The organism is Janthinobacterium sp. GW460-12-1-14-LB5 (assembly GCF_059423585.1).
In genome coordinates, this window is the sequence record NZ_JBWKYD010000040.1 from 1 (window position 1) to 25159 (window position 25159).

26 protein-coding genes are annotated in these 25159 nt (G+C 63.9%); 2 read left to right on the forward strand and 24 right to left on the reverse strand.

Annotation, left to right across the window (positions count from 1 at the left end):
- The 17 genes from iolB to AC07X6_RS27260 all read right to left on the reverse strand — a co-directional run.
- Positions 1–632, reverse strand: a 632-nt coding sequence (gene iolB, locus AC07X6_RS27180) for a 5-deoxy-glucuronate isomerase (RefSeq protein WP_494793032.1), incomplete at its 3' end; no start/stop codon positions are given.
- On the reverse strand, positions 629–1543 hold the full coding sequence (gene iolE / locus AC07X6_RS27185) for a myo-inosose-2 dehydratase (protein WP_474292777.1): 915 nt from the start codon (positions 1541–1543) through the stop codon (positions 629–631). The genes iolB and iolE, both read right to left, overlap by 4 nt.
- 1 nt (position 1544) lies before the next feature.
- Positions 1545–3386: a 3D-(3,5/4)-trihydroxycyclohexane-1,2-dione acylhydrolase (decyclizing) gene (gene iolD, locus AC07X6_RS27190; protein ID WP_494793033.1), complete on the reverse strand. Its 1842-nt coding sequence runs from the start codon at positions 3384–3386 to the stop codon at positions 1545–1547.
- Entirely contained in the window at positions 3383–5329 is a 1947-nt protein-coding gene (locus AC07X6_RS27195) for a bifunctional 5-dehydro-2-deoxygluconokinase/5-dehydro-2-deoxyphosphogluconate aldolase (protein ID WP_494793034.1), read from the reverse strand. Before AC07X6_RS27195 ends, iolD begins: the two co-directional genes overlap by 4 nt.
- A 12-nt stretch (positions 5330–5341) precedes the next feature.
- Entirely contained in the window at positions 5342–6331 is a 990-nt protein-coding gene (gene iolG, locus AC07X6_RS27200; protein WP_494793035.1) for an inositol 2-dehydrogenase, read from the reverse strand.
- A gap of 70 nt (positions 6332–6401) precedes the next feature.
- Positions 6402–7496, reverse strand: a complete 1095-nt coding sequence (locus AC07X6_RS27205) for a porin (RefSeq protein WP_230538832.1) — start codon at positions 7494–7496, stop codon at positions 6402–6404.
- Between the two features lie 113 nt (positions 7497–7609).
- On the reverse strand, positions 7610–8443 hold the full coding sequence (locus AC07X6_RS27210) for an inositol monophosphatase family protein (protein ID WP_494793036.1): 834 nt from the start codon (positions 8441–8443) through the stop codon (positions 7610–7612).
- On the reverse strand, positions 8440–9525 hold the full coding sequence (locus tag AC07X6_RS27215; protein ID WP_099410804.1) for an ABC transporter ATP-binding protein: 1086 nt from the start codon (positions 9523–9525) through the stop codon (positions 8440–8442). The genes AC07X6_RS27210 and AC07X6_RS27215 overlap by 4 nt, the downstream gene beginning before the upstream one ends.
- A complete protein-coding gene (locus AC07X6_RS27220; RefSeq protein ID WP_475416153.1) occupies positions 9522–11696 on the reverse strand; it encodes an ABC transporter permease in 2175 nt (724 codons plus the stop codon). Before AC07X6_RS27220 ends, AC07X6_RS27215 begins: the two co-directional genes overlap by 4 nt.
- A gap of 83 nt (positions 11697–11779) precedes the next feature.
- A complete protein-coding gene (locus AC07X6_RS27225) occupies positions 11780–12799 on the reverse strand; it encodes an ABC transporter substrate-binding protein (protein WP_099410802.1) in 1020 nt (339 codons plus the stop codon).
- 245 nt (positions 12800–13044) lie between these two features.
- Positions 13045–14331, reverse strand: a complete 1287-nt coding sequence (locus AC07X6_RS27230) for an MFS transporter (protein ID WP_034746812.1) — start codon at positions 14329–14331, stop codon at positions 13045–13047.
- A gap of 518 nt (positions 14332–14849) precedes the next feature.
- Positions 14850–15170, reverse strand: coding sequence for a thioredoxin family protein (locus AC07X6_RS27235; RefSeq protein WP_494793052.1), 321 nt, complete (start codon positions 15168–15170; stop codon positions 14850–14852).
- 21 nt (positions 15171–15191) lie between these two features.
- A complete protein-coding gene (locus AC07X6_RS27240) occupies positions 15192–15887 on the reverse strand; it encodes a fumarylacetoacetate hydrolase family protein (RefSeq protein ID WP_494793037.1) in 696 nt (231 codons plus the stop codon).
- A gap of 77 nt (positions 15888–15964) precedes the next feature.
- A complete protein-coding gene (locus AC07X6_RS27245; RefSeq protein WP_101484721.1) occupies positions 15965–17260 on the reverse strand; it encodes an MFS family transporter in 1296 nt (431 codons plus the stop codon).
- 153 nt (positions 17261–17413) lie between these two features.
- On the reverse strand, positions 17414–18616 hold the full coding sequence (gene pcaF / locus AC07X6_RS27250; protein WP_494793038.1) for a 3-oxoadipyl-CoA thiolase: 1203 nt from the start codon (positions 18614–18616) through the stop codon (positions 17414–17416).
- Positions 18617–18657: 41 nt separating this feature from the next.
- On the reverse strand, positions 18658–19299 hold the full coding sequence (locus tag AC07X6_RS27255) for a 3-oxoacid CoA-transferase subunit B (RefSeq protein WP_494793039.1): 642 nt from the start codon (positions 19297–19299) through the stop codon (positions 18658–18660).
- A gap of 10 nt (positions 19300–19309) precedes the next feature.
- On the reverse strand, positions 19310–20008 hold the full coding sequence (locus AC07X6_RS27260; RefSeq protein WP_230538840.1) for a 3-oxoacid CoA-transferase subunit A: 699 nt from the start codon (positions 20006–20008) through the stop codon (positions 19310–19312).
- Positions 20009–20174: 166 nt separating this feature from the next.
- On the opposite strand from AC07X6_RS27260, the gene AC07X6_RS27265 reads away from it, so the two are divergent.
- Positions 20175–21002: an IclR family transcriptional regulator domain-containing protein gene (locus tag AC07X6_RS27265; RefSeq protein ID WP_494793040.1), complete on the forward strand. Its 828-nt coding sequence runs from the start codon at positions 20175–20177 to the stop codon at positions 21000–21002.
- A gap of 17 nt (positions 21003–21019) precedes the next feature.
- On the opposite strand, the gene AC07X6_RS27270 is transcribed toward AC07X6_RS27265, so the two are convergent.
- The 4 genes from AC07X6_RS27270 to AC07X6_RS27285 are packed head-to-tail and all read right to left on the reverse strand — an operon-like array spanning position 21020 to position 23146.
- Complete coding sequence (locus AC07X6_RS27270) at positions 21020–21877, reverse strand: ChaN family lipoprotein (protein WP_494793041.1); 858 nt, start codon at positions 21875–21877, stop codon at positions 21020–21022.
- A gap of 42 nt (positions 21878–21919) precedes the next feature.
- Positions 21920–22351, reverse strand: a complete 432-nt coding sequence (locus tag AC07X6_RS27275) for a DUF6691 family protein (protein ID WP_494793042.1) — start codon at positions 22349–22351, stop codon at positions 21920–21922.
- 8 nt (positions 22352–22359) lie between these two features.
- The gene (locus AC07X6_RS27280; RefSeq protein WP_494793043.1) at positions 22360–22785 is read right to left on the reverse strand and encodes a YeeE/YedE family protein; all 426 of its coding nucleotides are present in this window, start codon (positions 22783–22785) and stop codon (positions 22360–22362) included.
- 7 nt (positions 22786–22792) lie between these two features.
- A complete protein-coding gene (locus AC07X6_RS27285) occupies positions 22793–23146 on the reverse strand; it encodes an ArsR/SmtB family transcription factor (RefSeq protein ID WP_070310209.1) in 354 nt (117 codons plus the stop codon).
- A 331-nt stretch (positions 23147–23477) separates the two neighbouring features.
- On the opposite strand from AC07X6_RS27285, the gene AC07X6_RS27290 reads away from it, so the two are divergent.
- Positions 23478–23888, forward strand: a complete 411-nt coding sequence (locus AC07X6_RS27290; protein ID WP_230538845.1) for a hypothetical protein — start codon at positions 23478–23480, stop codon at positions 23886–23888.
- A gap of 82 nt (positions 23889–23970) precedes the next feature.
- Here the strand turns inward: AC07X6_RS27290 and AC07X6_RS27295 are convergent, their stop codons facing one another.
- From AC07X6_RS27295 to AC07X6_RS27305, 3 genes are read right to left on the reverse strand one after another with little or no spacing between them, the layout of a single operon-like run.
- On the reverse strand, positions 23971–24150 hold the full coding sequence (locus AC07X6_RS27295; RefSeq protein WP_077408453.1) for a hypothetical protein: 180 nt from the start codon (positions 24148–24150) through the stop codon (positions 23971–23973).
- Positions 24147–24548 (reverse strand): DUF3224 domain-containing protein, encoded by a 402-nt coding sequence (locus AC07X6_RS27300; RefSeq protein ID WP_230538846.1) that lies wholly within the window; start codon positions 24546–24548, stop codon positions 24147–24149. Before AC07X6_RS27300 ends, AC07X6_RS27295 begins: the two co-directional genes overlap by 4 nt.
- Positions 24548–25135 (reverse strand): DUF1697 domain-containing protein, encoded by a 588-nt coding sequence (locus AC07X6_RS27305; RefSeq protein WP_494793044.1) that lies wholly within the window; start codon positions 25133–25135, stop codon positions 24548–24550. The genes AC07X6_RS27300 and AC07X6_RS27305 overlap by 1 nt, the downstream gene beginning before the upstream one ends.
- Positions 25136–25159: the final 24 nt, after the last annotated feature.

Consider the following 25159-nt stretch of genomic DNA (forward strand, 5'->3'; position numbering starts at 1 on the left):
GCTTCGTCGATGGAGCGGTTATCCGTATAGACGCGCTGGTAGGCAAAACCCTGCTCGGGATTGAGGCGGTGGTAATAGGTTTCTTCCAGAGAACTTTCGGTTGGAATATTGTCGCTGTCGTGCTTGTGCGGCGGATAGCTCGACGAATGGCCGGACGGCGTGACGACTTCCACCACCAGCAAGCCGTCTGCTTCCTCCGTCTGCGGCAGGATGTCGCACACGTAGCGGGTATTCGCGCCCTGGCCCCGCACGGAGCGCGTCATGCTCGATGGCTCGATCAGGCGCGCCGGACGGTGGGTGGCGGCTGGCGCGCTGCACAGGGCCACCTCGGCAGCGCTCACGGCCGTGATACGGACCTGTGTTTCCAGCGGCACATACACGGCATAGGGAGAGGCGTCTTCAAAAACGCTGGCGCGATTGCCGATGGCTTCCCAGCTCTGCTCGCCCGCCTGCACGGTGACCGTGCCCGTCAGCACGACGAGGCACAGCTCGCGGCTGCCCGTCTCCAGGCTGATGTGTTCGCCGGCCTGCAACCTGTGCGCGGCAAAGCCCACGTGCGTCCAGCCGGCCGACGCCGGTGTCACCTCGACGATGGTCTGTCCCTGCCCCGCTTTCACCAGGAGCGGGCTCATGCCGCCTCCCGGCCCAGGCGCGGAATCGCGTCGACCAATTGCGCCAGGTAATCGTGGCCCATCTTCGCGTATTCGTAGCTGGGCGCCACGGCCGGGTCTTGCTCCGCTTCCACCACCAGCCAGCCTTCATAGCCGTGCAGATACAAGCGCGTCAGGATGGCCGGGAAGTCGATGCAGCCGTCGCCGGGCACGCTGAAGGCGCCATTGATCACGGCCTGCAGGAAACTCCAGTGGCCATTTCTCGCCAGTTTCACCACATTGGGGCGCACGTCCTTGCAATGCACGTGGCAGATGCGTTCGATGTGTTTATTCAGCACCGCCAGCGCGTCGCCGCCGGCAAAGGTGATATGACCCGTATCAAACAACAAGCCGACTTCCGGCCCCGTCAGGGCCATCAGTTGATCCACGTCAGCGGGCGTTTCCACGTAAGCGCCCATGTGATGGTGGTAGGCAAGCCGCACGCCGTGCGCCAGCAGGTGGGCGGCAAAGGCCGTGAGCTTATCGGCGTAGTCCTGCCACTGCTGCTGCGTCTGGAAGCGGGGGCGTTTGTACAGCGGACGGGCTTCGCCCTGGATGGCGTCGGCCACTTCGCCGTAGACCATGACAGTGGCGCCGCTGTCGGCCAGCAGCCGCAAATGCGATGCCACGGAGGCGATCTCTTCTTCCACCGAGCGGTGCGCCAACCGGCCCGAATACCAGCCGGAGACACACGCCAGGCCATACTTGCCCAGCACGGCGTTCAGGGACGGAGCATCTTTCGGAAACTTGTTGCCCAGCTCAAAACCCACGTAGCCGATCTCGGCGCCCTCTTTCAGCGCCGTTTCCAAAGGCGTCTCGCCACCCAGGCTCGGCAAATCGTCGTTCATCCACGAAATCGGGTTGATGCCGATCTTCACATTCCATGTAGTCATTTCAATTCCTTTGTTTCAGGCGATCGTTTTCATAACGGGCACGGGCAGCTTGCACGCCGGCTTGCGTGGAGACCTCGGGCACGGCCACTTCCCACCAGCAACCACCCTCCTCGGTCGTGCGCGTGGCGTCCGTATTGATGCAGATCAGATACGTGCGGCTAGCTTCGCGGGCGCGCAGCATGGCTTGCTCCAGTTCTGCGATACTGGCCACGTGCTCGCTCAAGGCGCCCAAGGATTGCGCATGCAGGGCGAAGTCGATGCGGGGTGCGCTGTCGGGCAACATATTGTTGAACGAGGCATTGCCGCAGGCCTGCTGCAGGCGGTTGATGCAGCCGTAACCCCGGTTGTCGAGCACGACGATGATGAGTTTTTTGTCCAGCATGACGGAGGTGGCGATTTCCGAATTCATCATCAGATAACTGCCATCGCCCACCATGACGATGACTTCGCGCTCGGGTTTGGCCATCTTGACGCCGAGGCCGCCGGCGATTTCATAGCCCATGCACGAGTAGCCGTATTCCATGTGGTAGCCGCCCGGCGTGGACGTTCTCCACAGCTTGTGCAGCTCCGCCGGCAAGGTGCCCGCCGCGCAGACGACGATATCGTTGCCGGTGGAATCGGGCGAGGAACGCTGCACGGCGCCGATGACTTCGCCGTCGTACGGCAAGCCGGCGACTTCCCGTTTGCCGGTGATCGCCAGCACGGTCTCGCGCCAGGCCTTGCCTGCCTGCTGCGCCCGCTCCAGCCACTGGCCCGCGCTGTTCCAGCTGCCCAGCAGGCGCGACAGCCCCTGCAAGCCGAGTGTCGCGTCCGCCTGCAGGCCCAGGCCACGGCGTTTCAGCGCATCAAAGCTGTTGACGTTCAGGCTGAGCAGTTGCGCCTGCGCAAACAGGGAGTTGGACCCGGTCGTAAAATCCTGCAGGCGCGTGCCGACGGCCAGCACCACGTCGGCCTGCGCCGCCAGGCTGTTGGCGGCGGGCGAACCGGTCACGCCGATGGCGCCCAGCTGCAATGGGTGATTCCATGGCAGGGAGCTTTTCCCCGCCTGGGTTTCCGCTACGGGGATGCCGTGCCGCTCGGCAAACACCTGCAGGGCGGCGCTGGCCTTGCCGTACAGCACGCCGCCACCGGCGACGATCAGCGGCTGTTTCGCGTTTTTCAGCAACGCTGCCGCCTCTTCCAGCTCCAGTTCGACGGGCGGCACGGCGCGGAAACGCACGACTCTCGGTTCGAAAAAGTCGGCCGGATAATCATACGCCATCGTCTGCACGTCCTGCGGCAGAGATAAAGTAACGGGGCCGCAGGCGGCCGGGTCCATCAAGGCGGCAATCGCGCGCGGCAAGGCAGTCAGCAATTGCTCCGGATACACGATGCGGTCAAAGTAACGCGACAGCGGCTTGAAGGCATCGTTGACGGACACGCTGCCGTCCGTACCATCTTCCAGCTGCTGCAAGACGGGGTCCGGCGCGCGCGAGACGAACACGTCGCCGGGCAAGAGCAGGACGGGCAAACGGTTGACGTGGGCCAGGGCGGCCGCCGTCAGCAAGTTGGTGGCGCCGGGACCGATGGAACTGGTCACCGCCATCATGCGCTGGCGCATGTGGGCTTTTGCATAGGCAATGGCCGAGTGCGCCATCGCCTGCTCGTTATGGGCGCGGTAGGTGGGAAATTGCTCCCGGTACTGGTACAGCGCCTCGCCCAGGCCCGCCACGTTGCCGTGGCCAAAGATGGCGAAGGCGCCGCCGAACAAGGGCTGTCCATCCTCGGTGCGCAATACCGACAGATAGCGCACCAGCGCCTGCGCCATGGTCAAGCGGATGGTTTTATGGATGATCGCGCTCATGCGGCACGCTCCAGGCGGTTGCGCGTGCGCTGCCACAAGCTGATCAGCTGTTCGAAGTTGGCGCGCACTGCGGCGATCAGGCCCGCATCGTCGAGTTCTCCGGCCAGCCAGCGGCGGCTCGGTTCCTGGAAGATGGTGCGCCCCACCATGAAGCCGCGGCACGTCGTGCTGGCACTGGCCTGTTCAAAACTGGCGGCCAGTTTGTCGATGGGCGCGTTCAGGCCCAGCAAGACGACGCCACGGCAATACGGATCGCGCTCGTGCACGAGGGCATCGATGGCTTGCCATTGCTTGGCTGACATGCTTTCCAGCTTCCACCATTCCGGATAGATACCGAGGTTGTACAGGCGCTTGACGGCGCGATACACGGTATCGTCATGCTGGGGCAAGGACTTGGCAGGAATAATTTCCAGCAGCAATTCATGGCCCGTGACTTGCGCGGCGTCGTACAAGCCCTTGATTTGCGCTTCCTGCTCCAGGCGGTTTTCCGGCGTATCGTCGGGGTGCAGCTGCACCAGGCACTTGATGACGTGCTCTTTCGGCCACTGCGTCAACCGCGACGCCAGCGAACGGCCCCAGTCGAATTGCAAGGGATTCGAGCCCGGCATCTCGACGGGACGGCCTATCCACCAGCCGCGTCCCGTCGCGTCGTTGAGCGCATCGACGCCATAGCGGTCATCGATCAACACGCCCGTGCCGCCCTGCAAGCCGCGTGCCGCCTCCGTCTGGCCCACGGCTTGCACGAACAGTTGCTTGAGCTTTGAAATCCGCGTTTCGTCGCTCACGCCCTGCTGGGCCAGCTCAAAGAATTGCGTGCGGTGGTCAAAAGCGAACACGCACAGCTCATTCCACTGTTTACGCGCCACCGTTGTGCGGTGCAGGCGCGCCAGGGTGGCGTCCTGGTCAAGACGGGACAGTTTCGCCGCGTTGGCGAGGAAATAATCGAGTTCGACAGGCGACGGCATGGCCGGCGCGCAACCATGGCGCGACACGACCAGAGCGCCGCAGCCGTTCGCGTAGCGGCAGCACGCTTCGTAATCCTCGCCGCGCAGCCAGCCTTTCAGGAAACCGGAAAGAAAAGCGTCGCCCGCGCCGAGCACGTTCAAGACCTCCACGCGCACGCCCTGATAGTTGAACGCCTGATCGAGACCGGCCGGAATGGCCGACTCGATGACGGCGCAGCCCAGCGGCCCCCGCTTGACCACCAAGGTTGCACTGCTCACCTTGCGCACGGCGCGCAAGCTGGCCATGATGTCCGCGCCGCCGCCGGCGATCATGAATTCCTCTTCCGTGCCGACGATCAGGTCGAACTGCGGCAGGATGGCCTGCAAGTGGCGGGTCACGCCGTCGTTCGAGACGAAACGCGTTTCGCCATCGGCCTTGCCGGACAAGCCCCACAGCACGGGCCGGTAATCGATGTCGAGCACGGTGCGCACGTTATTGGCGTGGGCCAGTTTCAATGCCTGCATGCTGACGGCGTGCATGGCGGCGGTCGAAAAATGCGTGCCGGTGATCAACAGCGCCTTGCTCGAGGCAATGAAGGCCGCATCCACCAAGGATGCGTCGATGGCCATGTCGGCGCAATTTTCACGGTAGAAAATCAGGGGAAAGGTGTTTTTATCCTTGATGCCCAGCATGACGAGGGCCGTCAGGCGGTCGCGGTCGATGCCCACGTGGCTGACGTCGCAGCCCTCCTGCGCCAAAGTATCCGTCAAGAAACGCCCCATGTGGTCGTCGCCCACCTTCGACAGCATGGCCGATTTCAAGCCCAGCCGGGCCGTGCCGAAGGCGATATTCGCCGACGAGCCGCCCAGGTACTTGGCGAAACTGGTGGCGTCTTCCAGGGTGCTGCCGATCTGCTGCGCATACAGGTCCACCGCCAGGCGGCCCAGGCAGATCACGTCGAGCGCGCGGCCCTGGGCAAATTCAGTCGTATTCTTCATGGCATTGTTTCCTTATGACAGTTGCACGATGCGCTGCTCGCGCCAGGACACGGTGGCCGCTTCGGCCAGTTCCAGAGCTTTCAAGCCATCGTGAACGGTGGTGCGCAGCGCTGCACCATGGGCAAAGGCGTCGAAAAAGTGCGCCATTTCGCTGGCGTAGGCGGCGCGGTAGCGTTCCAGGAAAAAGTCTTCCGGCTTGTCCACGCTGACGTTCACCGCGCCATAGGCCGTCACTTCCGTCGGCTTGTGGTTGCCCGCCTGCAGCATGCCGGCGCTGCCCAGCACTTCGAAACGCTGGTCGTAGCCGTAGGCGGCGCGGCGCGTCGTGTTGATCTGGCACAAGCGTCCCTTCGCCGTGCGGAGGGTGACGGCCGTGCAGTCGAGGTCGCCCGCCGCACCGATGGACGGATCGACGAGGCAGCTGCCCGTGGCGTGCACGCTGACGGCTTCATCGTCGAGTATCCAGCGGAAGATGTCGAAATCGTGGATCAGCATATCCTTGAAGATGCCGCCCGACACCTTGATGTAGCTCACGGGCGGCGGGCCCGGGTCGCGGCTGGTGACGATGAGCAACTCCGGCGTGCCGATCTCGCCCGCCTCAATCCGTGTCTTGACGGCATTGAAGGTGGGGTCGTAGCGGCGCTGGAAGCCGATCATGCACAGCACGCCCGCGTCCTGGACGGCAGCGGCGGCGGCGCGCGCGCGCTCCAGGGTCAGGTCGACGGGCTTTTCGCAAAAGATGGCCTTGCCGGCGGCGGCCGCGCGCACGATCAGGTCCGCGTGCGTATCCGTGCTCGACGCGATCAGCACGGCCTTGACTGCCGGGTCGGCCAGCACAGTGTCCACGCTGGCCACGCTGGCGCCGTGCAGGGCCGCCACTTCCGCCGCTGCGTCCGCATGCACGTCGACCACGTATTTCAGGCGCACGCCGGGCTGGCGTACCAGATTGCCGGCGTGAATGCGGCCGATGCGCCCGGCGCCGAACAATGCCACTTGAATCATTTCCATCTCCTTGATAGTCGGTAATACGCTGCCCGGAAATGCACACGTGTGCAAATCCGGGCTAAAAAAGTTAAAACAGGTGGATGACGCCCAGCATTACGCCGCTGAGCTTGGCCCCCTTCTTGGTGGCGGCGAAGGCATTGCCGCCAAACGTGTAGTTGGCATTCTTGTCGTTATTGGTTTGCGTGTAGTAGGCGTAGACGGTGCTGCGCTTGGACAAGTAATACTCGTAGCCCAAAGTCGCCTGCTTGGCGCCGCTGTCGTCGCCGCGCACAAGGGTGGTGGCCTTGATGGTCACGCTGCTGCCGTTGGGCGCGCTGCCAGACACGTCGCCTGCCACGCCGAAACGGCCGATGAAGGCACCGCCGCCCGCCTTGTAGGCGCCCGTGATGGTGAAGTAGTCGCGCTGCAAGTCGCCGCCGGCCACGTCATACACCATGCGGTTCCAGGCCACGCCCACGTCGCCGCCGCCGAAGTTGTAATTGCCCACGGCGCGGAACATCTTTTCGCTGAAGCCGGGACGCAAGTCCTTGTGCTTTTCATAGCCGACGGCGCCCTTCACGGGACCGTTTGCGTATTGCACGATGCCCGAATAGATGCGGTCGCCGTTCGATGCCTCGTTTTCGCTGGCGCGGTAAATCGTGGCGCTGAAGCCTTGCACCACGGGCGTGCGATAGCTGACGGCGTTCGAACTGCGGCGGTTGAAGCCTTCGCCGCCCAGCTGCGAAATGTTGGCGTCATCCTGGATGCCTTCGCCCACGAAACGGTTGGTATAGCCGTTGATCTGGCGGATCGGCGTGGCAAAGCGCCCCAGCGCGATGCGGCCATAGGCGGGGTTTTCCAGCCCGACAAAGGTATCCTTGCTATTAATGGCGCCCGTGCCATCGTCGAGCTTGGCATTGCCCTCGATCTGGAAGAAGGCCGTGTTGCCATTGCCCAAGTCTTCTCTTCCCCGGAAGCCGATCTTCGAGGAATTGTCCGATACGCGCGACACCGACTCGCCATTCGGCGCCGTGGCCGAGCTCGACGTTTCGATGCGGTCGAAGCCCGCGTGGATGCGGCCGTACACGACGACGCTCGATTCGGCCAGCACGCAGCCTGGTGCGACCAGCAACAATACGGCGGCGATCTTGTTCAACTGCATGGTGTTCATCCCGTTTTTCATTTTGTCTCCTGCTTGTTTTTATGGTGGTGGATTACTCATGATGCTCGACAGCGTGTTGCCACTACATGCGTCCCTCGCCGGACGCCTGCCCTCCCTTTCCAATACCTGCTGATTTACTGACAGCGCGGCAAGGCCAGCGCCTCCAGTTGCGGATACAAGCGGGGGCCGCCCACCAGGATGGGGTTGCCCTTTTCCAGGCCGTTATCGGCCAGGAAATCATTGCAGCGCCCGCCCGCCTCATTGACGAGCACGATGCCCGCCAGGCAATCCCAGGAATTGATGTGCGGCTCGAAATAGCCGATCAGACGCCCGGCCGCCACGTAGGCGATCATCAGCGCGCCGGAACCGTTGCGGATGAACATGCCGCCCTCTTCCAGCACGTCGAGCAGGAAGGGCAGGAAAGTATCGGTGCCCACGCGGTGCGAAAAACCCACGCCCAGCACGCCGCCCTGCAGGCTGGCCACGTCGTTGACGCGCAGCCGCGTTTCGCCCGCCTTCGCCGTCACATGCGCGCCTTGCCCCAGGCAGGCGTGGAACAGCTCGTCCGCATTCGGGTCGTACACGGCGCCGATGGCGGGCTGGCCGTCGACCAGCACGCCGATCGACACGCACCAGGCCAGCATGCCGTTGACGAAACAGGCCGTGCCGTCGATGGGATCGATGACCCACACGCAGCGCGCGTCCGACGCCCCGCCGCCCCGCTCCTCGCCCACCACGGCGTCGTCAGGAAAACGCGCGGCGATTTGCGCACGCACATAGTCTTCCACCATGCGATCGGCGATACTGACCATGTCCTGCAAGCCTTTTTCCTCGATCACCAGTTCCGTGCGGCGGTGAAACATGCCCAGCGCAATCTCGCCCGCCTGGCGGATGATGTGCCGGGCGTAGGCATAGCGCTCCAGGGTGGCCGCGTCGGCCAGTACCGCTGCCTGTGTCATATCTGTCATGCTTGTCCTCCAATGATGGCTGCGCCATGTTCGTGTACGGTCATGGCGACCGATGTGCCTTGCGTGAAAACCTGGCTCAAGTCGTGCGAGACGGCAAACAATTCGCCGACGGGCGTGTCGAGCGTGTATTGCATTTCGCGTCCCAGGTAAGTGGCGCGCGCCACGCGCACCACCATGGCGCTGTCGGGCTGCGCGGGCGACAGCAGGATGGCTTCCGGACGCACGGCGAAACTCGCTTCGCCGCTGCGCTGGCTGCGGCATGGCAGGCGCAGCCGCAGCTTGCCCATGACGCAGACGGCCTTGCCGTCGGCCACCGATTCGATCACGCCATCGACGATGTTCGCGTTGCAGATGAAATCGGCGACAAACTTGTCGGCCGGCGACTCGAACAGCTCGTGCGGCGTGCCCTTTTGCGCGATCACCTGGCGGTTCATGACGATAATCTGGTCGGAAATGGCCAGCGCCTCTTCCTGGTCATGCGTGACGTACACGGCCGTCAAGCCCAGCTTGACCTGGATGTCGCGGATCTCGTCGCGCACGCGGCGGCGCAGTTTCGTGTCGAGGTTCGACAACGGCTCGTCCAGCAGCAAGACCTTGGGCTGCAGCACCAGCGAACGGGCCACGGCTACCCTTTGCTGCTGGCCGCCCGACAACTCGTTCGGGAAGCGCGCGGCAAAATCGGCCAGGCCCACCAGGCGCAGGCTTTCCTGCGCCCGTTCGATGGCGCGCGGCTTGGTCTCGCCCGAGACGGTCAAGCCGTAGCACACGTTGTCGAGCACCGTCATGTGCGGGAACAGCGCATACGACTGGAACACCATGCTGACGTCGCGCTCGGCGGCGGAGGTCAGGGTGACGTCCTCGCCGGCCAGCAGGATGCGCCCGGCGCTGACGCGCTCCAGGCCCGCGATCAGGCGCAGGGTGGACGTCTTGCCGCAGCCGCTGGGGCCCAGCAGGGTGACCATGGTGCGCGGCGCGATCGTGAACGACACATCGTTCACGGCCAGGGCCTTGCCGTAGCGTTTGGTAACGCCGTCGAATTCCAGCGCGGCAAGCTCTGTTGCTTGGGTAGTAAAGTGGTTCATGCGTAGCTCTTTTCCAGGTTGGGAACGGCGGCCGGCAGCGTTTTTTCGGCGCTGACGCGGCGAAGGCGGCGCTTGCCGACCAGCAAATGGATCAATTGGATGCACAGCAGGATGATGACGATCAGCACCGTGGCATAGGCGATCGCCGTGCCGTAGTTGCCGTTCGACACCAGGCCGATGATGTAGGACGTGGCCATGTCGTAATCGGCGCTGACGAGGAAGACGACGGCCGAGATCGACGTGATCGAACGCACGAAGCCATACACGAGGGCCGAGGCAATGGCCGGGCGCAGCAGCGGCAGGATGACCTTGCGCATGGTGGTCCAGCTGCTGGCGCCCAGGGTGATCGACGCCTCGTCCAGGCTGCCGTCGAGCTGGCGCATGGCGGCGATGCCCGTGCGCAATCCCATCGGCATGTTGCGGAAGACAAAGCACAGGATCAGAATCGTCGCCGTGCCCGTCAACTCGATCGGCGCCGAGTTGAACGCCAGGATGTAGCTGATGCCGATGACGGTGCCGGGAATGGCAAAGCTGAGCATGGTGCCGAACTCGAACGCACTCTTCAGGGCGAATTGCTGGCGCACCAGCAGCCAGGCCGACAGGATGCCGACAAAGGCCGTCAAGGGCGCGGCGATGGCCGAAATCGTCAAGGTAGTGAACAGCGACGGCCAGGCCTGGCCCGTCCAGTGCCAGCCGGCAGCGCCCGCCGTGATGCCGAAGGCGTCGATGTAATGGCGCAAGGTGAAGGCATTGTCCTGGCCCCAGTTATTCACGAAGCCGCCCGCCACCACCGTGCCGTAGATCAGGGCCGTGAAGGCGAACCATGGCAGGGCGATGGTCCACAGTGTGGTTTTCAGGCGCGGGTTGAGCGAGGCGTGGCCGCCGTGGTCGGCCTTGCCCGTCACCGTCACATACGATTTCTTGCCCAGCCACAGGTTCTGGATGAAGAAGGCCCCCACGGCAAACGTCAGCAGCACGATGGCCAAAGTCGCCGCGCGGCCCTGGTCGTTCGAGGCGCCCACCACGGAAAAGAAGATTTCCGTCGACAGCACGTGGAAGTTGCCGCCCAAGACCATCGGGTTGCCGAAGTCGGCCATGCTTTCGATAAAGCACAACAGGAAGGCATTGGCGATGCCGGGACGCATCAGCGGCAGCGAGACCTTGACGAAGGTTTGCCAGCTGCTGGCGCCCAGGGTGCCCGACGCTTCTTCCAGCGAGGGGCTGACGCCTTCCACCACGCCAATCAACGTCATGAAGGCGATCGGCGCAAAGGCCAGCATCTGCGACAGCCACACGCCCGTCATGCCGTACAGCCAGCGGCTTTGCTCGATGCCAAACAACTCGCCGACGAGGCCCGTGATGGCGCCGTTGCGGCCGAAGAGCAAAATCAGGGCCAGGCCCAGCACGAAGGGCGGCGTGACGATCGGCAAGATGGTGATGGCGCGCATGGGGCGTACCCAGCGGCCATTGGTACGCGTCACCAGCAGGGCGAAGACGAGACCGAGGAAGGTGGCCGACACGCCCGTCAGCAAGGCCAGCGCCAAGGTATTCCAGGCCACGCCGCAGCGGCCGGGACCGGCCACGCAATTGAGGCTCCAGATGCCGGGATCCGCCAGGCGGCGCGCCAGGGCAGCGGCGCCCGTGCCGCCATCGTCCATGGGCTGGCCGGCGCTGACCAGGATCAGCGCGACGGGGAACAGCACGAACAGGGAAATGAGGCAAATGATGAGGCCGATGGCGCCGGCCACGAAAGCGTCGCCGCGGCACACGCCGCAGGCGGCGGCGCCCGAGGTCAGCAGGAACAGCAGGCACAGCGCCAGCAGCAGCGCGCCGAAACCGAGGCCGGTGCCGGCGGCCAGCGGCCCCCAGCCCAGCCATGCCAGCCACAGCAGGCCGGCGCCGCCGAGGGCGATCTGGCCCAGACCCAGGGTCTTGCGGTGGGGATTGCCGGCCACCAGCGCGGCGCTGGCGGCGATCAGGGCAAAGAACACGCCCAGCGGCCAGGCGCCGAACGACAGCACGTGCAGCACGGCCGGTGCGCCACGTTCACTGAAGAACTGGCCGTCGCGCAGCCACTCGCCGGCGAACAGGCCCGCTTCCTGCTGCTGCCAGGGCAACAGGCACAACGCTGCCAAAGCGGCCAGCAGCCAGCCGTAAAATATCTTTTTCATGAGGTCTCTATCCAGCTAAGTAGGCCCGCCGACATGGCCGTTACGGCATGCGGCAGGCTCGGTACGATGACGGTCTTTATGCCTTAATTGCCGGCAGAATAAATCTGTGTCGTCCAGCGTTGCAGCAGGCGCTTGCGCGTGTCCGACGCGCCATACTTGGCGAAGTCGTAGTTGATGGTCTTGATGTTTTCCAGGCGCGGCGAGGCGGCAGGAATGGTGGCGGCCGCGTTGGACGGGATCTGGAAGGCCAGCGCCTTGACGGCTTCGCTCTGCACGTCGGGACGCAGGGCGAATTCATAGAATTTCTTTGCCTGCTCCATGTTTTTCGCGCCCTTGACGATGCTCATCGAGCCGATCTCATAGCCCGTGCCTTCGCAGGGCGGCAAGACCTTCACGGGAAAGCCTGCCACGGTGAGCTTCATCAGGTCATGCATGAAGCCGATGGCCACGCCCGCTTCGCCGCGGCCCACGTCTTCGCCCGGCGCCACGCCCGCGTTCGGGTATTTGCTGACGTTCTGACCCATTTTCGCCAGGAAGTCGAAGGCTTCCTCTTCGCCGAACAGCTGCACCACGGTGGCCAGCGCGTTGTAGGCGGCACCCGAGGAGTTCGGGTTGGCCATCTCGATCTCGCCCTTGTAGGCGGGCTTGACGAGGTCTTTCCAGCATTGCGGCGGCGGCAGGTTTTTCTTCTTCAGCACGTTTTCATTGTAGGCCAGGCCCAGGATGCCGATGTAGATGCCGACGGTGCGGTACTTGGCCGTCTCGGCCTGCTTGAGCGCCCACGGCTGCAGCTTGGGCAGGGTGGGCGACTTGTATTCTTCCGTATAGCCTTCGGCGGCGGCCTGCAGGTGGGGGTCGCCCGTGCCGCCCCACCAGATGTCCGATTTCGGGTTCGATGCTTCGGCGCGGATCTTCGCGTAGGCTTCCCCGGCGCTCTTCCTGATCATCGACACCTTGATCTTGCTTTCCGCCTCGAAGCGGTTCTTCATCAGCTGGCACCATTCCATGTCGGCCGAGCACAGCACGGACAGGCGTTCCTCGGCGGCCATGGCCGTCATCGGCAGGGCCAGGCTTATAGCAATCGCAACATTGCGCATCTTCATCGTCTCACTCCAAGTTTGTTGTCGTTGTGGTACTTCAGACCGCACCGCTATCTTGCGGTGTCACTGTCCCGGGATGTGCTTTCTAAGGCCTTGCACTGCATTGCACACGTGTGCACACCTTACCACCAGCCGATTTTGACTGTCAACAAGAATCTCGGCAGGCGTGCGGCGTGGCGTTTTACCGACAAAAAAAGCCGCCAGCGTTGCAGCTGGCGGCTTTCGGGACCGGTGGGATCAGAGGGGTGTTACTGCCAGGCTTCCTTGCCCGCGCGTGGCTTGCCCACCATCAACAAGGCACCCAGGGTCAGCACGGCCGCCAGCGACAGGTAATAGCCCACGTACTGCAAGCCATAGTTCGTGGCCAGCCAGGTGGCGATATACGGCGCCAGCGAGGCGCCCAGGATGCCGGCCAGGTTGAACGTCAGCGAGGCGCCCGTGTAGCGCACTTCGGGCGGGAACAGTTCGGACAACATCGTGCCCAGCGGTCCGTAGGTCATGCCCATCAAGCCCAGGCCGACGGCCATGAAAACGGTCACTTCCCACGTCACGCCCGAGCCGAACATGGGCGCGAGCACCAGGCCGAAGATGGCGATGGCGACGGAGACCCAGATCAGGGTGGCGCGGCGGCCGCGGCGGTCGGCCAGCACGGCCGAGAATGGAATCGTCAGGGCGAAGAACAGCACGGCAAACAGTTGCACGATGAGGAATTCCTTGCGCGTGAAGCCCAGCTTGGTCGTACCCCAGCTCAGTGCGAACACCGTCATCAGGTAGAACAGCACGAAAGTGGCCAGGGCGATGATGGTGCCCAGGAACAACATGCGGCCATGCTGGCGGAACACGGTGGCCACGGGCAGCTTGACGACTTCGTTCTTGTCGATGACTTTCTGGAAGTCCGGCGTTTCCGTGATCTTCAGACGCACGTACAGGCCGACGATGACCAGCAGCGCGCTGGCGAGGAACGGGATGCGCCAGCCGTAGCTGAAGAACTGTTCATCGGTCATGGTTTCGCTCAGCAGCAGGAAGATGCCGCCCGACAGGAAGAAGCCGATCGGCGCGCCCAGCTGCGGGAACATGCCGTACCAGGCGCGTTTGCCCGGTGGCGCATTCTCGGTTGCCAGCAGCACCGCGCCGCCCCACTCGCCGCCCAGGCCCAGGCCTTGGCCGAAACGGCACAGCGCCAGCAGCAGCGGCGCCAGGGTGCCGATGGCGGCATACGTCGGCAGCAAACCGATGATGACGGTCGAGATACCCATGGTCAGCAAGGCCGCCACCAGGGTCGCCTTGCGGCCGATGCGGTCGCCGAAGTGGCCGAATACGGCCGAGCCGATGGGGCGGGCGAAGAAGGCGATGGCGAACGTGGCCAGCGACTGCAGCACGGCGGCCGACGGGTCGCCGGCGGGGAAGAACAGTTTCGGGAACACCAGCACGGCGGCGGTGGCGTAGATATAAAAATCAAAGAACTCGATGGTGGTGCCGATCAGGCTGGCGAACAGCACCGTGCCGGGGGAATTTTTCTTGGGGGGGGTGCTCATTTACTGCGCTCCTTGGGGAGGGTGTCTAAAGGCCATTCTCTGGATGTTTTTTCAGGCAGCAGCACAGCACGTTGTCTAGGCGCGCGGTTCACATATCATAGCTGTGCGTGGACGTATTTGCTGCGAATTTGCTATGAAATTTGCAAACAAATTCCACGCCACAACACGCCGTTGTTAACGGCAGACAACGGTGTACCAACGCGCGCTAACGCGCCGTGATCAGTGCTGATTTAGAGAAACAACGGTCGTGCGCCATCCGGTTACCCGGGGCACGGCAGGAAAGGCGTCAGGGGATGGGCGACGTGTATCAGGCCCGGCGTATCGCCAGGCATTCCGTACCAGACCCGCGCGTCGGCATCGCGGCATCGGTCATTTGTGGTGAATCCTTGCCTGCGGCCCCTCCGGGTGGAGCGGGCCGGCGATGATCGCGCTGCATCACGAAGGATGCGGTTGATCTTGCTGTAAGCGGCTTATCATACGCGCAGTGCTGCGGTGCGGCAAGAAATGATGCAAACCGCCTACACCTCGATCAGGGCGAACGCCTTGCCGATCTCCGCGCTGTCGAGCGGACGCACAAGGCGCGCCACTTCCTGGCCATCTTTCAAGAAAATCAGGGTCGGCCACAGTTTCACGCGGAACGAGCGCCCCAGCGCGCGGCCGGGGCCGTCTTCCACGCGCAGGTGCGGCACCCCGGGATATTGCGCAAAGGCGGCGGCCAGCGGCGCCTGAGTGGCGCGGCAATGGCCGCACCAGCCCGTGCCGAACTCCAGCAGGGCCGGCCCCGCCAGCGCGTCGATCTCGGCGCGCGTGGGTTGCGCCACAGAATACGTGTCATTCATCATGCCGCTCTCCTTGTCCGCTCAGACCACTTTCACGCGCAATTCGCCCAGGCCATCGATGGCGCCCACCAGTTCGTCGCCGCGCTGCACGGCCGCCACGCCGGCCGGCGTGCCCGTGTAGATCAGGTCGCCCGGCTGCAAGGTGAAATAGGTCGACAGGTCGGCGATGGTTTCGGCCACGTTCCAGATCAGCATATCGATGCTGCTGCTTTGACGCAGATCATCATTCACGCGCAGAGTGATGGCAGCATGGCTGATATCGCCCGCCTGCGCAGCCGGGGTGATGGGGCCGATGGGCGCCGAGTGTTCGAAGGCCTTGCCCGTCTCCCACGGACGGCCCAGCTTTTTCGCCGCGCCCTGCACGTCGCGCCGCGTCATGTCCAGGCCGATCGCATAGCCCCACACGTGGTTCAATGCATCGGCCACGCCGATATCGCTGCCGCCCTTGCCGATGGCCACCACCAGTTCCATCTCGTGCTGGAAATCCTGCGTTTGCGCCGGGTACGGCAATTCTCCCGTCGTGCCGGCAGGCACGGGCAGCACGGCGTCGTTTGGTTTCATGAAGAAAAACGGCGCCTCGCGGCCCGTGTGGCCCATTTCCTTGGCGTGGTCCACATAGTTGCGCCCCACGCAATAGATGCGGTGGACGGGGAAAGTATCAACGCTGCCGGTGACGGGAACGCTGGGCTGGATCGGTGCGGGAATGACATACGACATGCAAACTCCTGATCGGCACGATAAAAAGGCGGTGATGAAAAAGGGACACCGCAGTGTCCCCCTATTTTACGACAACGTTACTTCAGCAGTCCCGAGCGGCTCGGGTCCGGCATGCGGATGGCGACGATGAAGGAAATCAGGCACATGATGGTCACATACCAATAGAAATACTCTTCCACGTGCCAGGCCTTGAACTGCAGCGCCACGTATTCGGCCGAACCGCCGAACATGGCGTTGGCGACCGCATACGACAGGCCCACGCCCAGCGCGCGCACTTCGACGGGGAACATTTCCGCCTTGATCAAGCCGCTGATCGAGGTGTAGAAGCTGATGATGGCCAGCGCGATGATGATCAGGCCAAACGCCGCGTACGGGCTGGAAATATCCTTCAAGGCATGCATGATCGGCAACACGCACAGGGTGGCCAGGCCGCCGAAGAACAGCATCGAGGTGCGGCGGCCGATGCGGTCGGACAAGGCGCCGAACACCGGCTGCAGAATCATGTAGACGAGCAAGGCGCACGTCATGACGGCGCTGGCCGTCTTGGTGTCCATGCCGGCCGTGTTGACCAGGTATTTCTGCATGTAGGTGGTGAACGTGTAGAACACGAGCGAGCCGCCAGCCGTAAAGCCCAGCACGGTAATAAACGCGCGCTTGTGCTTGAGCAAGCCGCGCAGGCTGCCCGCGTCCTTGTCCTTGCGTTCGCTGGCGGTGGTCGTTTCCGTCAGGGATTTACGCAGGTTCAGCGAGACGAGGGCCGCCAGGGCGCCAAAGACGAACGGGATGCGCCAGCCCCAGGCGCGCAGCTCTTCCAAGGTCAGTAATTGTTGCAAGACCACCAATACCAGCAGCGCCAGCAGCTGGCCGCCGATCAGGGTCACGTACTGGAACGAGGCAAAGAAGCCGCGCTTGCCCGATTCCGACACTTCGCTCATGTAGGTGGCGCTGGTACCGTATTCGCCGCCCACGGACAGGCCCTGGAACAGACGGGCCACCAGCAGCAGGAACGGCGCGAAGGCGCCGATGGTGTCATAGGTGGGCATGACGGCGATCATCAGGGAACCGCCGCACATCATCAGCACGGAAATCATCATCGACTGGCGGCGGCCGTATTTGTCGGCGATGCGGCCGAACAGCCAGCCGCCCACAGGGCGCATGAGGAAGCCGGCGGCAAAGATGCCGGCCGTCTGCAACAGCTGGGTCGTCGGATTACCGGAAGGGAAGAAGGCGTGCGAGAAATACAGCGCGCAGAACGAGTAAATGTAGAAGTCGAACCATTCGACCAGGTTACCGGAAGAAGCGCCAATGATGGCCTTGATGCGCTGCTGGGAAGTCAGCTGCGCAACGTCATGCGGAGTATCGTGGGATGTCATATCAATCTTCTTGTTCGTGTAAAAAAGCCAGCGCCAGCCGGGTTGCCCGGGCTGGTTTTGCATCATACGCCCTTGATCAAGGTCAAAAAGCCGCCCGGCATACGCGTTAATACGTATCGCCGGCAACTTTTTTTCGCCTGCAGGCGTGTGGAATCAGACCCGTTCCAGCACCAGCGCGATGCCCTGCCCTACGCCGATGCACATCGTACAGAGCGCATAGCGCCCGCCCGTGCGGTGCAGCTGGTTGACGGCCGTCATGGCCAGGCGCGCACCGGAGGCGCCCAGCGGATGGCCGAGGGCGATGGCGCCGCCGTTCGGGTTCACGCGCGCATCGTCGTCGCGTAAGCCCAGCTGGCGCAGCACGGCCAGGCCCTGGGCGGCAAACGCTTCGTTCAGTTCGATGACGTCGAAGTCGGCCAGGGTCAAACCCGTCATGGCCAGCACTTTCAGGGTGGCGGGCGCGGGGCCGATGCCCATGATGCGCGGCGCCACGCCGGCCGTCGCCATGGCCACCACGCGGGCGCGCGGTGTCAGGCCGAAACGGGCCGCGTTCGCCTCGTCGGCCAGCAGCAGCGCCGCCGCGCCATCGTTGACGCCGGACGCGTTGCCGGCCGTAATCGTGCCGTCTGCGCGCACGACGGGCTTGAGTTTCGTCAATGTTTCCAGGGTGGTGGCGCGCGGATGCTCGTCGCGGCTGACAACGATGAGCTCGCCCTTCTTCTGTGCAATGCTGACGGGACAGATTTCGCTGTCGAACACGCCCGCCTGCTGCGCCGCCAGCGCTTTCACCTGGCTGGCCAGGGCGAACGCATCCTGGTCCGCGCGGCTGATGCCAAACTCGGCTGCCACGTTTTCCGCCGTTTCCGGCATCGAATCGACGCCGTACTGCGCCTTCATCAAGTGGTTGATGAAGCGCCAGCCGATGGTCGTGTCTTCCATTTTCATGCCACGCGAAAAGGCGCTGTCCGCCTTGCCCATGACAAACGGTGCGCGGCTCATGCTTTCCACGCCGCCAGCGATCAGCAAGCCCGCTTCGCCGCTCTTGATGAAGCGGGCGGCGCTGCCGATGGCATCCAGGCCCGAGCCGCACAGGCGGTTCAGAGTGGCGCCCGGCACGCTGTCGGGCAAGCCCGCCAGCAGGGCGGCCATGCGCGCCACGTTGCGGTTGTCCTCGCCCGCCTGGTTGGCGCAGCCGTACAGCACGTCGGTAACGGCGGCCCAGTCCACGTTCGGGTTGCGCGCCATCAAAGCGCGGATGGGCACGGCGCCCAGGTCGTCGGCGCGCACGCCGGCAAGTCCGCCGCCATAGCGGCCAAATGGCGTACGCTGGGCGTCGCAGATATAAGCGTGGGTCATGTTCTTTCCTCCAAGAAAGTGTATTGAATAGGGGCGGTGAATTAACGTCCGTCCGTCAGCGGCACGGCCGTCAAGGCTTGCAGCTGTTCAAAACTCAAGCCATCGGCCAGTTCCACGACGGTGGCGCCGGCGGGTCCCAGGTCGAGCACGGCCAGGTCGCTGTAGATACGGCTGACGCAGCCGATGCCCGTCAGCGGATAGGTGCAGGCCTGCACCAGCTTGCTTTCACCGCCCTTGGTCAGCAATTCCATCATGACCCAGGTTTTTTTCGCGCCGATGGCCAGGTCCATGGCCCCGCCCACGGCGGGGATGGCGTCGGGCGCGCCCGTGTGCCAGTTGGCCAGGTCGCCCGTGGCGGATACTTGAAACGCACCCAGCACGCAGATGTCCAGGTGGCCGCCGCGCATCATGGCAAAGCTGTCGGCATGGTGGAAATAGCTGCCGCCGGGCAGCAAGGTGACGGGCTGCTTGCCCGCGTTGATCAGATCGTAGTCTTCCTCGCCCGGCGCGGGCGCGGGACCCATGCCGATCACGCCGTTTTCGCTGTGCAGAATGATCTCCGCGCCGGCCGGCAAGTGATTCGCTACCAGGGTCGGCAAGCCGATGCCCAGGTTGACGACCGCACCCTCATGGATGTCGGCCGCCACCTTGGCTGCCATTTGATCTCGATTCCATTTATGCATTTGATACTCCTCAGGCAGCTTTGAAGCCGGCGGGGCCGGTGGCCGTGCGCGGCACTTGCACGATGCGTTGCACGAACAGGCCCGGCGTGATGACGTGTTCGGGGTCGATGCTGCCCAGCTCAGCAACTTCATGCACGGAGGCAATGCTGACCTTGGCGGCCATGGCCATGATGGGGCCGAAGTTGCGCGCCGTCTTGCGGTAGGTCAGGTTGCCCCAGCGGTCGCCCTGCTCCGCCTTGATCAGCGCGAAGTCGGCGTGGATCGGCGACTCGAACACATACATGCGCCCGTCGATCTCGCGCGTTTCCTTGCCCTTGGCCAAGTCCGTGCCATAGCCCGTGGGCGTGAAAAAGCCGCCGATGCCGGCGCCGGCGGCGCGGATGCGCTCGGCCAGGTTGCCCTGTGGCACCAGCTCCAGCTCCAGCTTGCCCGCGCGGTACAGCCCATCGAAGACGTGGGAATCGGCCTGACGGGGGAACGAGCAGATGATCTTGCGCACCTGCCCGTTTTTCAGCAGGGCGGCCAGGCCCGTGTCGCCATTGCCCGCATTGTTGTTGACGATGACGAGGTCGCGCGCGCCCTGGGCGATCAAGCCGTCGATCAGCTCGGCCGGCTGGCCCGCGCCGCCGAAGCCGCCAATCATGACGGTGGCGCCATCGTGGATATCGGCCAGCGCATCAAGCACGCTGGAACGCAGTTTGTCGATCATTGCCTGTCTCCTCCCAATCAAACTCACAATCCATTTGTTCGTATATCGAACAAATATTCGTATTTAGAACTTATTCGTGAGAATATGCCTGATCGGAGCGCTTGTCAATTTGCCGTTTTCGCTGGCGCCATGGCTATAATTGCCACCTTGACCAATTGGAATTGCCATGACCGCACCCCGCAGCACGCCCCTTTCCGCCGAAGACAGCCTTGACGCAGACGGCGCGCCCCGTCCCGGCGACAGCTATGTGCAATCGTTCGCGCGGGGCCTGGCCGTCTTGCGCAGCTTTGGCGCGGAGGCGCCGCAACAGACCCTGAGCGAAGTGGCGGAACGGGCGCAGCTGACGCGCGCGGGCGCGCGGCGCATCCTGCACACCCTGCTGCATCTCGGTTATGTGGAAGCGGACGGACGGCTGTTCCGTTTGACGCCCAAGGTGCTGGACCTCGGCTACGCGTATCTATCGTCCTTGCCCGTGTGGACGCAGGCACAGCCGTTGCTGGAAGAATTGATGCAGACCTTGCGCCAGTCGTGCTCGGCCACCGTGCTCGACGGCGACGATATCGTCTACGTCGTGCGCCTGTCCGCGCACCGCACCATGTCGATCAACCTGGGCATCGGCAGCCGCCTGCCCGCCTACTGCACCTCGATGGGCAGAGTATTGCTGTCGGGCCTGGCGCCCGAGGTGCTGCGCGAACGGCTGTCGAAGATGGCGCTGCTGAAAATCACGCCGGCGACCAAGGTCGACATCGACGTCTTGATGGAAGAGATTGCACAAGTGCGGCGCCAGGGCTGGTGCCTGGTGCAGGAAGAGCTGGAACAGGGCTTGATCGCCCTGGCCGCGCCCGTGTTCGACCGGGCCGGCAAGGTGGTGGCGGCGATCAACGTCAGCGGCCAGACGGCGGGGCCGTCCGTGGCGCATCTGCTGGAGCACAGCCTGCCGAAATTGCTCGATACGGCCAACCGAGTCAGCGCCCTGGTGCGGGTGCAGCAGTAGGAGTTACTTCTTGAACCTTACTGTTTAAACTTCGCGCACGGGTCCTGGCGCGGTTGCGCGGGCATGGTTTGCGTCAGATCAAACGTGCCCTTGTAGCCGGTGCTACCCTGCTCCAGGTAGCCGATGCTGCGCAGGTTCAGTTGCGGATCGGCCAGCTTCAGCCAGCGGGGCACGCCGATATCCTTGCGCACGTGGTCGTTGCCGGCGATCAGCACCACGTCGCGCGGCGCCTGGTCGCGGATCAGCTTGGCCATCCAGATATCGCGCGCCACCTGGGCGTTGACGACACCGCTCACCATCATATCGGGCAACATGTTGCAGCGGGCCGCCTGCACTTCCTTCTTTTGCCCTTCCAGTATGTCGGCCGGCACAGGCGCGGCCAGGTAAGTGGCCACCATGGCGGGCGGCATGGACCACTGGATGCCGTCGCGCACGATGCGCGAGGCGTCGGCCGGCGACAGGTTGCCGGCGACCAAGGTCAGCTGGTAGCTGATGACGAGGTCGAGCACGGGCCGGTACAAGCTCCAGTCCCAGCGCGGCTGCTCCATCACGCGGATGATGCAGTCGGGGTCGGCGCAATCGCGCGCGGCGCGCGTCAGCAAGGCCTGGTTTTCGCGGTCGAACTGTTCCATGACAATCACGGGACGCCAGCCGGCCGCCAGGCGGCGCTGCAATTCCGCGACGCGCAGGCGCTGGCCTTGCGCATTGTCATGCACTTCGCCGAGCAGCAGCACTTGCGGATTGGGCAAGGCGTCGGCCACGGGCGCGGGAGGGGGCGGCGCTTCCTTTTTCAGCAAGCTGCCGCAGGCGGCCAGCGCCAGCACGCCGCACAGCAGGGCGGCGCGCGCGCCGGCGCGGAAAATCACGGTCTTCATGTAAGCAGTATCCAGAGTGGCGATGCGCCAGATTGTACCGTCTCAGGCCGGCGCGGGTGCCTTGCGGCGCTCCAGCACTTCAAAAATGGCCATGCCAGCCAGCATGGCAAGCACAAAAATCCACGCCTTCGGCTGTCCCGCCAACAACGACACGAGAGCGGGACCGGGACAAAAACCGGCGATGCCCCAGCCCGCGCCAAAGGCCAGGCTGCCCAGCAGCAAGCGCCGGTCGAGGCGCCGCGACGCCGGCAATTGCATGGGGTCGCCCAGCAGCGCCGTGCTGCGCCGCCGCGCCAGCCAGAACGCGGGCAAGGCCACGCCGATGGCGCCGCCCATCACCAGCGCCAGCGACGGATCCCAGGCGCCGGCCAGGTCGAGGAAACCGAGCACCTTGGCCGGGTTGCTCATGCCGGAAACGATCAGGCCCAGGCCAAACACGAGGCCGCTCAACAGGGAAAGGATCAGCTTGCTCATAAGCTTGCTCACAGATGGCGCAACAGATACACGGTGAGGAAACCGGCCGCCATGAAGGCACACGTGGCCGCCAGCGAACGGGGTGACAGGCGCGACAGGCCGCATACGCCGTGGCCGCTGGTGCAGCCGGCGCCATAGCGCACGCCCACGCCCACCAGCAGGCCCGCCACGATCAGCGCCGGCGTGCCCGCGTCGATCTGCACGGGCGGCAAGGCTTGCCACAACCGCCACAGCAGGGGCGTGCCGGCCAGGCCGGCAAGAAAGGCGATGCGCCAGCCCAGGTCGCCACTGCGCGGGCGCAGCAAGCCGCCGACAATGCCGCTGATGCCGGCGATGCGGCCATTGAACAGGATCAATAGCGCCGCCGCCAGGCCGATCAGCATGCCGCCGGCCAGCGAGGCCCATGGCGTGAAGTGTTGCCAGGCTATCGTCATGGCAAGCTCAGTCGGCTTCGTCGTTGAACGGGGGACGCGGCGCGCAAAATTGCGCGTACAGCACTTGCAGCACAGCCAGCACGGGCGCGCTGGCGACGCGGTAATAAATCTGCTTGCCGTCGCGCCGCGTGGCCACCAGCATCTCTTCGCGCAGCACGCCCAGCTGCTGCGACAGGGTCGGCTGGCCGATGCCCACTTTTTGCTCGAGGTCGCTGACGCAATGCTCGCCCTGCGATAGCTGGCACAGCAGCATCAACCGGTCGGCATTGCCCATGGCCTTGAGCAGCGAGCTGGCCTTGTAGGCCGAGCCACGCATGGCGTCGAGGTTGTATTCGGCGTGTTGTGTTGCGACTGTCTCCATCTTGCCCTCCCACAGGCGGTCATATTGATCATCATGCGATAAACAATATACTAATCAATATATTGTTTTCCTGCTGGCGATTCGCACAAAAAAACAACAGTGTTTTTCGGCGATAGCGTGCTCATGCAAAGTGTGCGGCAACGATAGCGCTCGCGCTATCAAAATGATAAATATTCGTAATTTAAAGCAAATATACGTAGCAAAATTGCCACGATTTGTGCTGTAATAAGACCTCATCAGAAAAATCGTGATACGCCCCCGTACAGGCGCATTGTCCGTCCAGGCGCAGGCCGGTTTCGGCCACGCCGCACGGTGAACCAGGGAGTCAAAGATGAAGATACTTCAGCCGCTATGCATGGCCTTGCTGGCACTGTCCGTCAGTGCAGGTGCGGCGGCAACCGGCGCCGGCACGCCGGGCGAGCCGCGCGCAGCAAGCGATCAGATCGTCAGCGACGAGAGTCTCGGCGTCAACAACATCAGCAACAATCCCGGCTGGGAAACACCGGACCTGCCGTATGCGCGCCTGCTGACGCAGGGCAACACGCTCAACGCGGCCCCGCGCTGGCGCAACGCCGGCGCACGCCAGGGCGCACTGCCCCCATCCGCAGCCACCCCTGCGGTACAGCAGACGAACGTGCCGCCGCCCGTGCCCGAAGCGAGCATGGTCTCGATGCTGCTGGTGGGCTTGGGTTTGCTGGCCTTTAGCATGCACGGTGAAAAACAGGAAAAATTCGATAGCTGACCCCACTCCGGCGGCCGATGCCGTTGCGTTAAAAAAATTCCGCCTTGCGCGGAATTTTTTTGGCGGCCTTGCGGGTAAATGCTTACTTATCCAGCAAGCGGCACACCCGTTCGATATTCCCCACAGGAATGCCTGACTTCAGGGCACGCGCGATGCAGGCGGCCTTGTCCGTGCCCGAGGCGGAAATGAGCACGAAGGCCGTGCCCAGGGCGCTGACGGCGACCAGCAGGATCAATATGCCCTTGACGATATCCCAGTTCATTGCGCCTCAGCAATGTCATACGTGAAATCATAATAATGCTTGCCCTCTTCGATGCGGATGGCCAGGCTGCCCGACAGCCCTTGCAACTGGCCCGTCCCCGTATCGGGCACCACCGTCACCGACAGACTGGGCGCACCGCGCGTCATCGTGCCGCTGTGCTGCAAATAAAAACTGCCGTGACGCCCGTCCAGGCTGCCTTCCACCCGTTCCAGCGCCACATAGCCTGCCGAACCGGTCACGCTGGCACGCGCACTGAGCATCTCGCCCTGCGCGCTGGCGTCGAGGGCGCCGTGGTAGCGCTTGGCTAGCGACAAGCGTCCCAGCCCCGACTGCGCGGCCGTGTCCGACAAGGTTTCGGGGGTGATGGTGACGTCGAAGGTACCTGTAATGGCAGGCATCAGTGCTCCTTGGTGAGTGAGGATGGGGCTGCCGCCTCCGGCCCGTTCAGCAGCGCATGTAACTTTTGCATGGTGGCCCAGTTGCGCGACGTGACGCCATCGCCCAGCAGCACGCCCAGCGCCGCCACCACCTTGCTGGCCAGCACGCCATCGGGACACCAGGCATACGCGGCCCATTGCCCCAGCGCCAGCGCTTCCGGCTGCCACGCCTGCTGCAAGAGCGGCGCCAGACGCTGCACGTCGGCCGGAATGTTCAGCACCAAGGTCAGCAAACGGGCCGCATCGGCCGCCGGCGCCAGCGTGTTTTGTTCGATCAGTTCGGCAAACTGGCGGGCCGACAGCACGGTCACCCTGGCCGCCACGCCCAGCTTCAATACCAGCGCTTCCTCGATGCGGGCTGCGGCCTCGGCTGGCGCGACCTTGCCGCCGTCATACACGACGTTGCCGCTGTTGAGTACCGTGCGCACCTGCGCAAAACCCAGGTCGCCCAGCAACTTGCGCAGGTCGGCCATGGCCACGCGCTTGGCGCGGCCCACATTGATCCCGCGCAAAAGCGCCACTTGCTGACTGTTTTCAAGCTGTACCATGTGTTTCCCTTTGCCTATGCCTAT

Bases quoted from the DNA above. Each gene is read 5' to 3' on its own strand.
- iolE (WP_474292777.1), bottom strand. From the start codon at position 1,543: ATGACTACATGGAATGTGAAGATCGGCATCAACCCGATTTCGTGGATG.
- iolD (WP_494793033.1), bottom strand. From the start codon at position 3,386: ATGAGCGCGATCATCCATAAAACCATCCGCTTGACCATGGCGCAGGCG.
- AC07X6_RS27195 (WP_494793034.1), bottom strand. From the start codon at position 5,329: ATGAAGAATACGACTGAATTTGCCCAGGGCCGCGCGCTCGACGTGATC.
- iolG (WP_494793035.1), bottom strand. From the start codon at position 6,331: ATGATTCAAGTGGCATTGTTCGGCGCCGGGCGCATCGGCCGCATTCAC.
- AC07X6_RS27205 (WP_230538832.1), bottom strand. From the start codon at position 7,496: ATGAAAAACGGGATGAACACCATGCAGTTGAACAAGATCGCCGCCGTA.
- AC07X6_RS27210 (WP_494793036.1), bottom strand. From the start codon at position 8,443: ATGACAGATATGACACAGGCAGCGGTACTGGCCGACGCGGCCACCCTG.
- AC07X6_RS27215 (WP_099410804.1), bottom strand. From the start codon at position 9,525: ATGAACCACTTTACTACCCAAGCAACAGAGCTTGCCGCGCTGGAATTC.
- AC07X6_RS27220 (WP_475416153.1), bottom strand. From the start codon at position 11,696: ATGAAAAAGATATTTTACGGCTGGCTGCTGGCCGCTTTGGCAGCGTTG.
- AC07X6_RS27225 (WP_099410802.1), bottom strand. From the start codon at position 12,799: ATGAAGATGCGCAATGTTGCGATTGCTATAAGCCTGGCCCTGCCGATG.
- AC07X6_RS27230 (WP_034746812.1), bottom strand. From the start codon at position 14,331: ATGAGCACCCCCCCCAAGAAAAATTCCCCCGGCACGGTGCTGTTCGCC.
- AC07X6_RS27235 (WP_494793052.1), bottom strand. From the start codon at position 15,170: ATGAATGACACGTATTCTGTGGCGCAACCCACGCGCGCCGAGATCGAC.
- AC07X6_RS27240 (WP_494793037.1), bottom strand. From the start codon at position 15,887: ATGTCGTATGTCATTCCCGCACCGATCCAGCCCAGCGTTCCCGTCACC.
- AC07X6_RS27245 (WP_101484721.1), bottom strand. From the start codon at position 17,260: ATGACATCCCACGATACTCCGCATGACGTTGCGCAGCTGACTTCCCAG.
- pcaF (WP_494793038.1), bottom strand. From the start codon at position 18,616: ATGACCCACGCTTATATCTGCGACGCCCAGCGTACGCCATTTGGCCGC.
- AC07X6_RS27255 (WP_494793039.1), bottom strand. From the start codon at position 19,299: ATGCATAAATGGAATCGAGATCAAATGGCAGCCAAGGTGGCGGCCGAC.
- AC07X6_RS27260 (WP_230538840.1), bottom strand. From the start codon at position 20,008: ATGATCGACAAACTGCGTTCCAGCGTGCTTGATGCGCTGGCCGATATC.
- AC07X6_RS27265 (WP_494793040.1), top strand. From the start codon at position 20,175: ATGACCGCACCCCGCAGCACGCCCCTTTCCGCCGAAGACAGCCTTGAC.
- AC07X6_RS27270 (WP_494793041.1), bottom strand. From the start codon at position 21,877: ATGAAGACCGTGATTTTCCGCGCCGGCGCGCGCGCCGCCCTGCTGTGC.
- AC07X6_RS27275 (WP_494793042.1), bottom strand. From the start codon at position 22,351: ATGAGCAAGCTGATCCTTTCCCTGTTGAGCGGCCTCGTGTTTGGCCTG.
- AC07X6_RS27280 (WP_494793043.1), bottom strand. From the start codon at position 22,785: ATGACGATAGCCTGGCAACACTTCACGCCATGGGCCTCGCTGGCCGGC.
- AC07X6_RS27285 (WP_070310209.1), bottom strand. From the start codon at position 23,146: ATGGAGACAGTCGCAACACAACACGCCGAATACAACCTCGACGCCATG.
- AC07X6_RS27290 (WP_230538845.1), top strand. From the start codon at position 23,478: ATGAAGATACTTCAGCCGCTATGCATGGCCTTGCTGGCACTGTCCGTC.
- AC07X6_RS27295 (WP_077408453.1), bottom strand. From the start codon at position 24,150: ATGAACTGGGATATCGTCAAGGGCATATTGATCCTGCTGGTCGCCGTC.
- AC07X6_RS27300 (WP_230538846.1), bottom strand. From the start codon at position 24,548: ATGCCTGCCATTACAGGTACCTTCGACGTCACCATCACCCCCGAAACC.
- AC07X6_RS27305 (WP_494793044.1), bottom strand. From the start codon at position 25,135: ATGGTACAGCTTGAAAACAGTCAGCAAGTGGCGCTTTTGCGCGGGATC.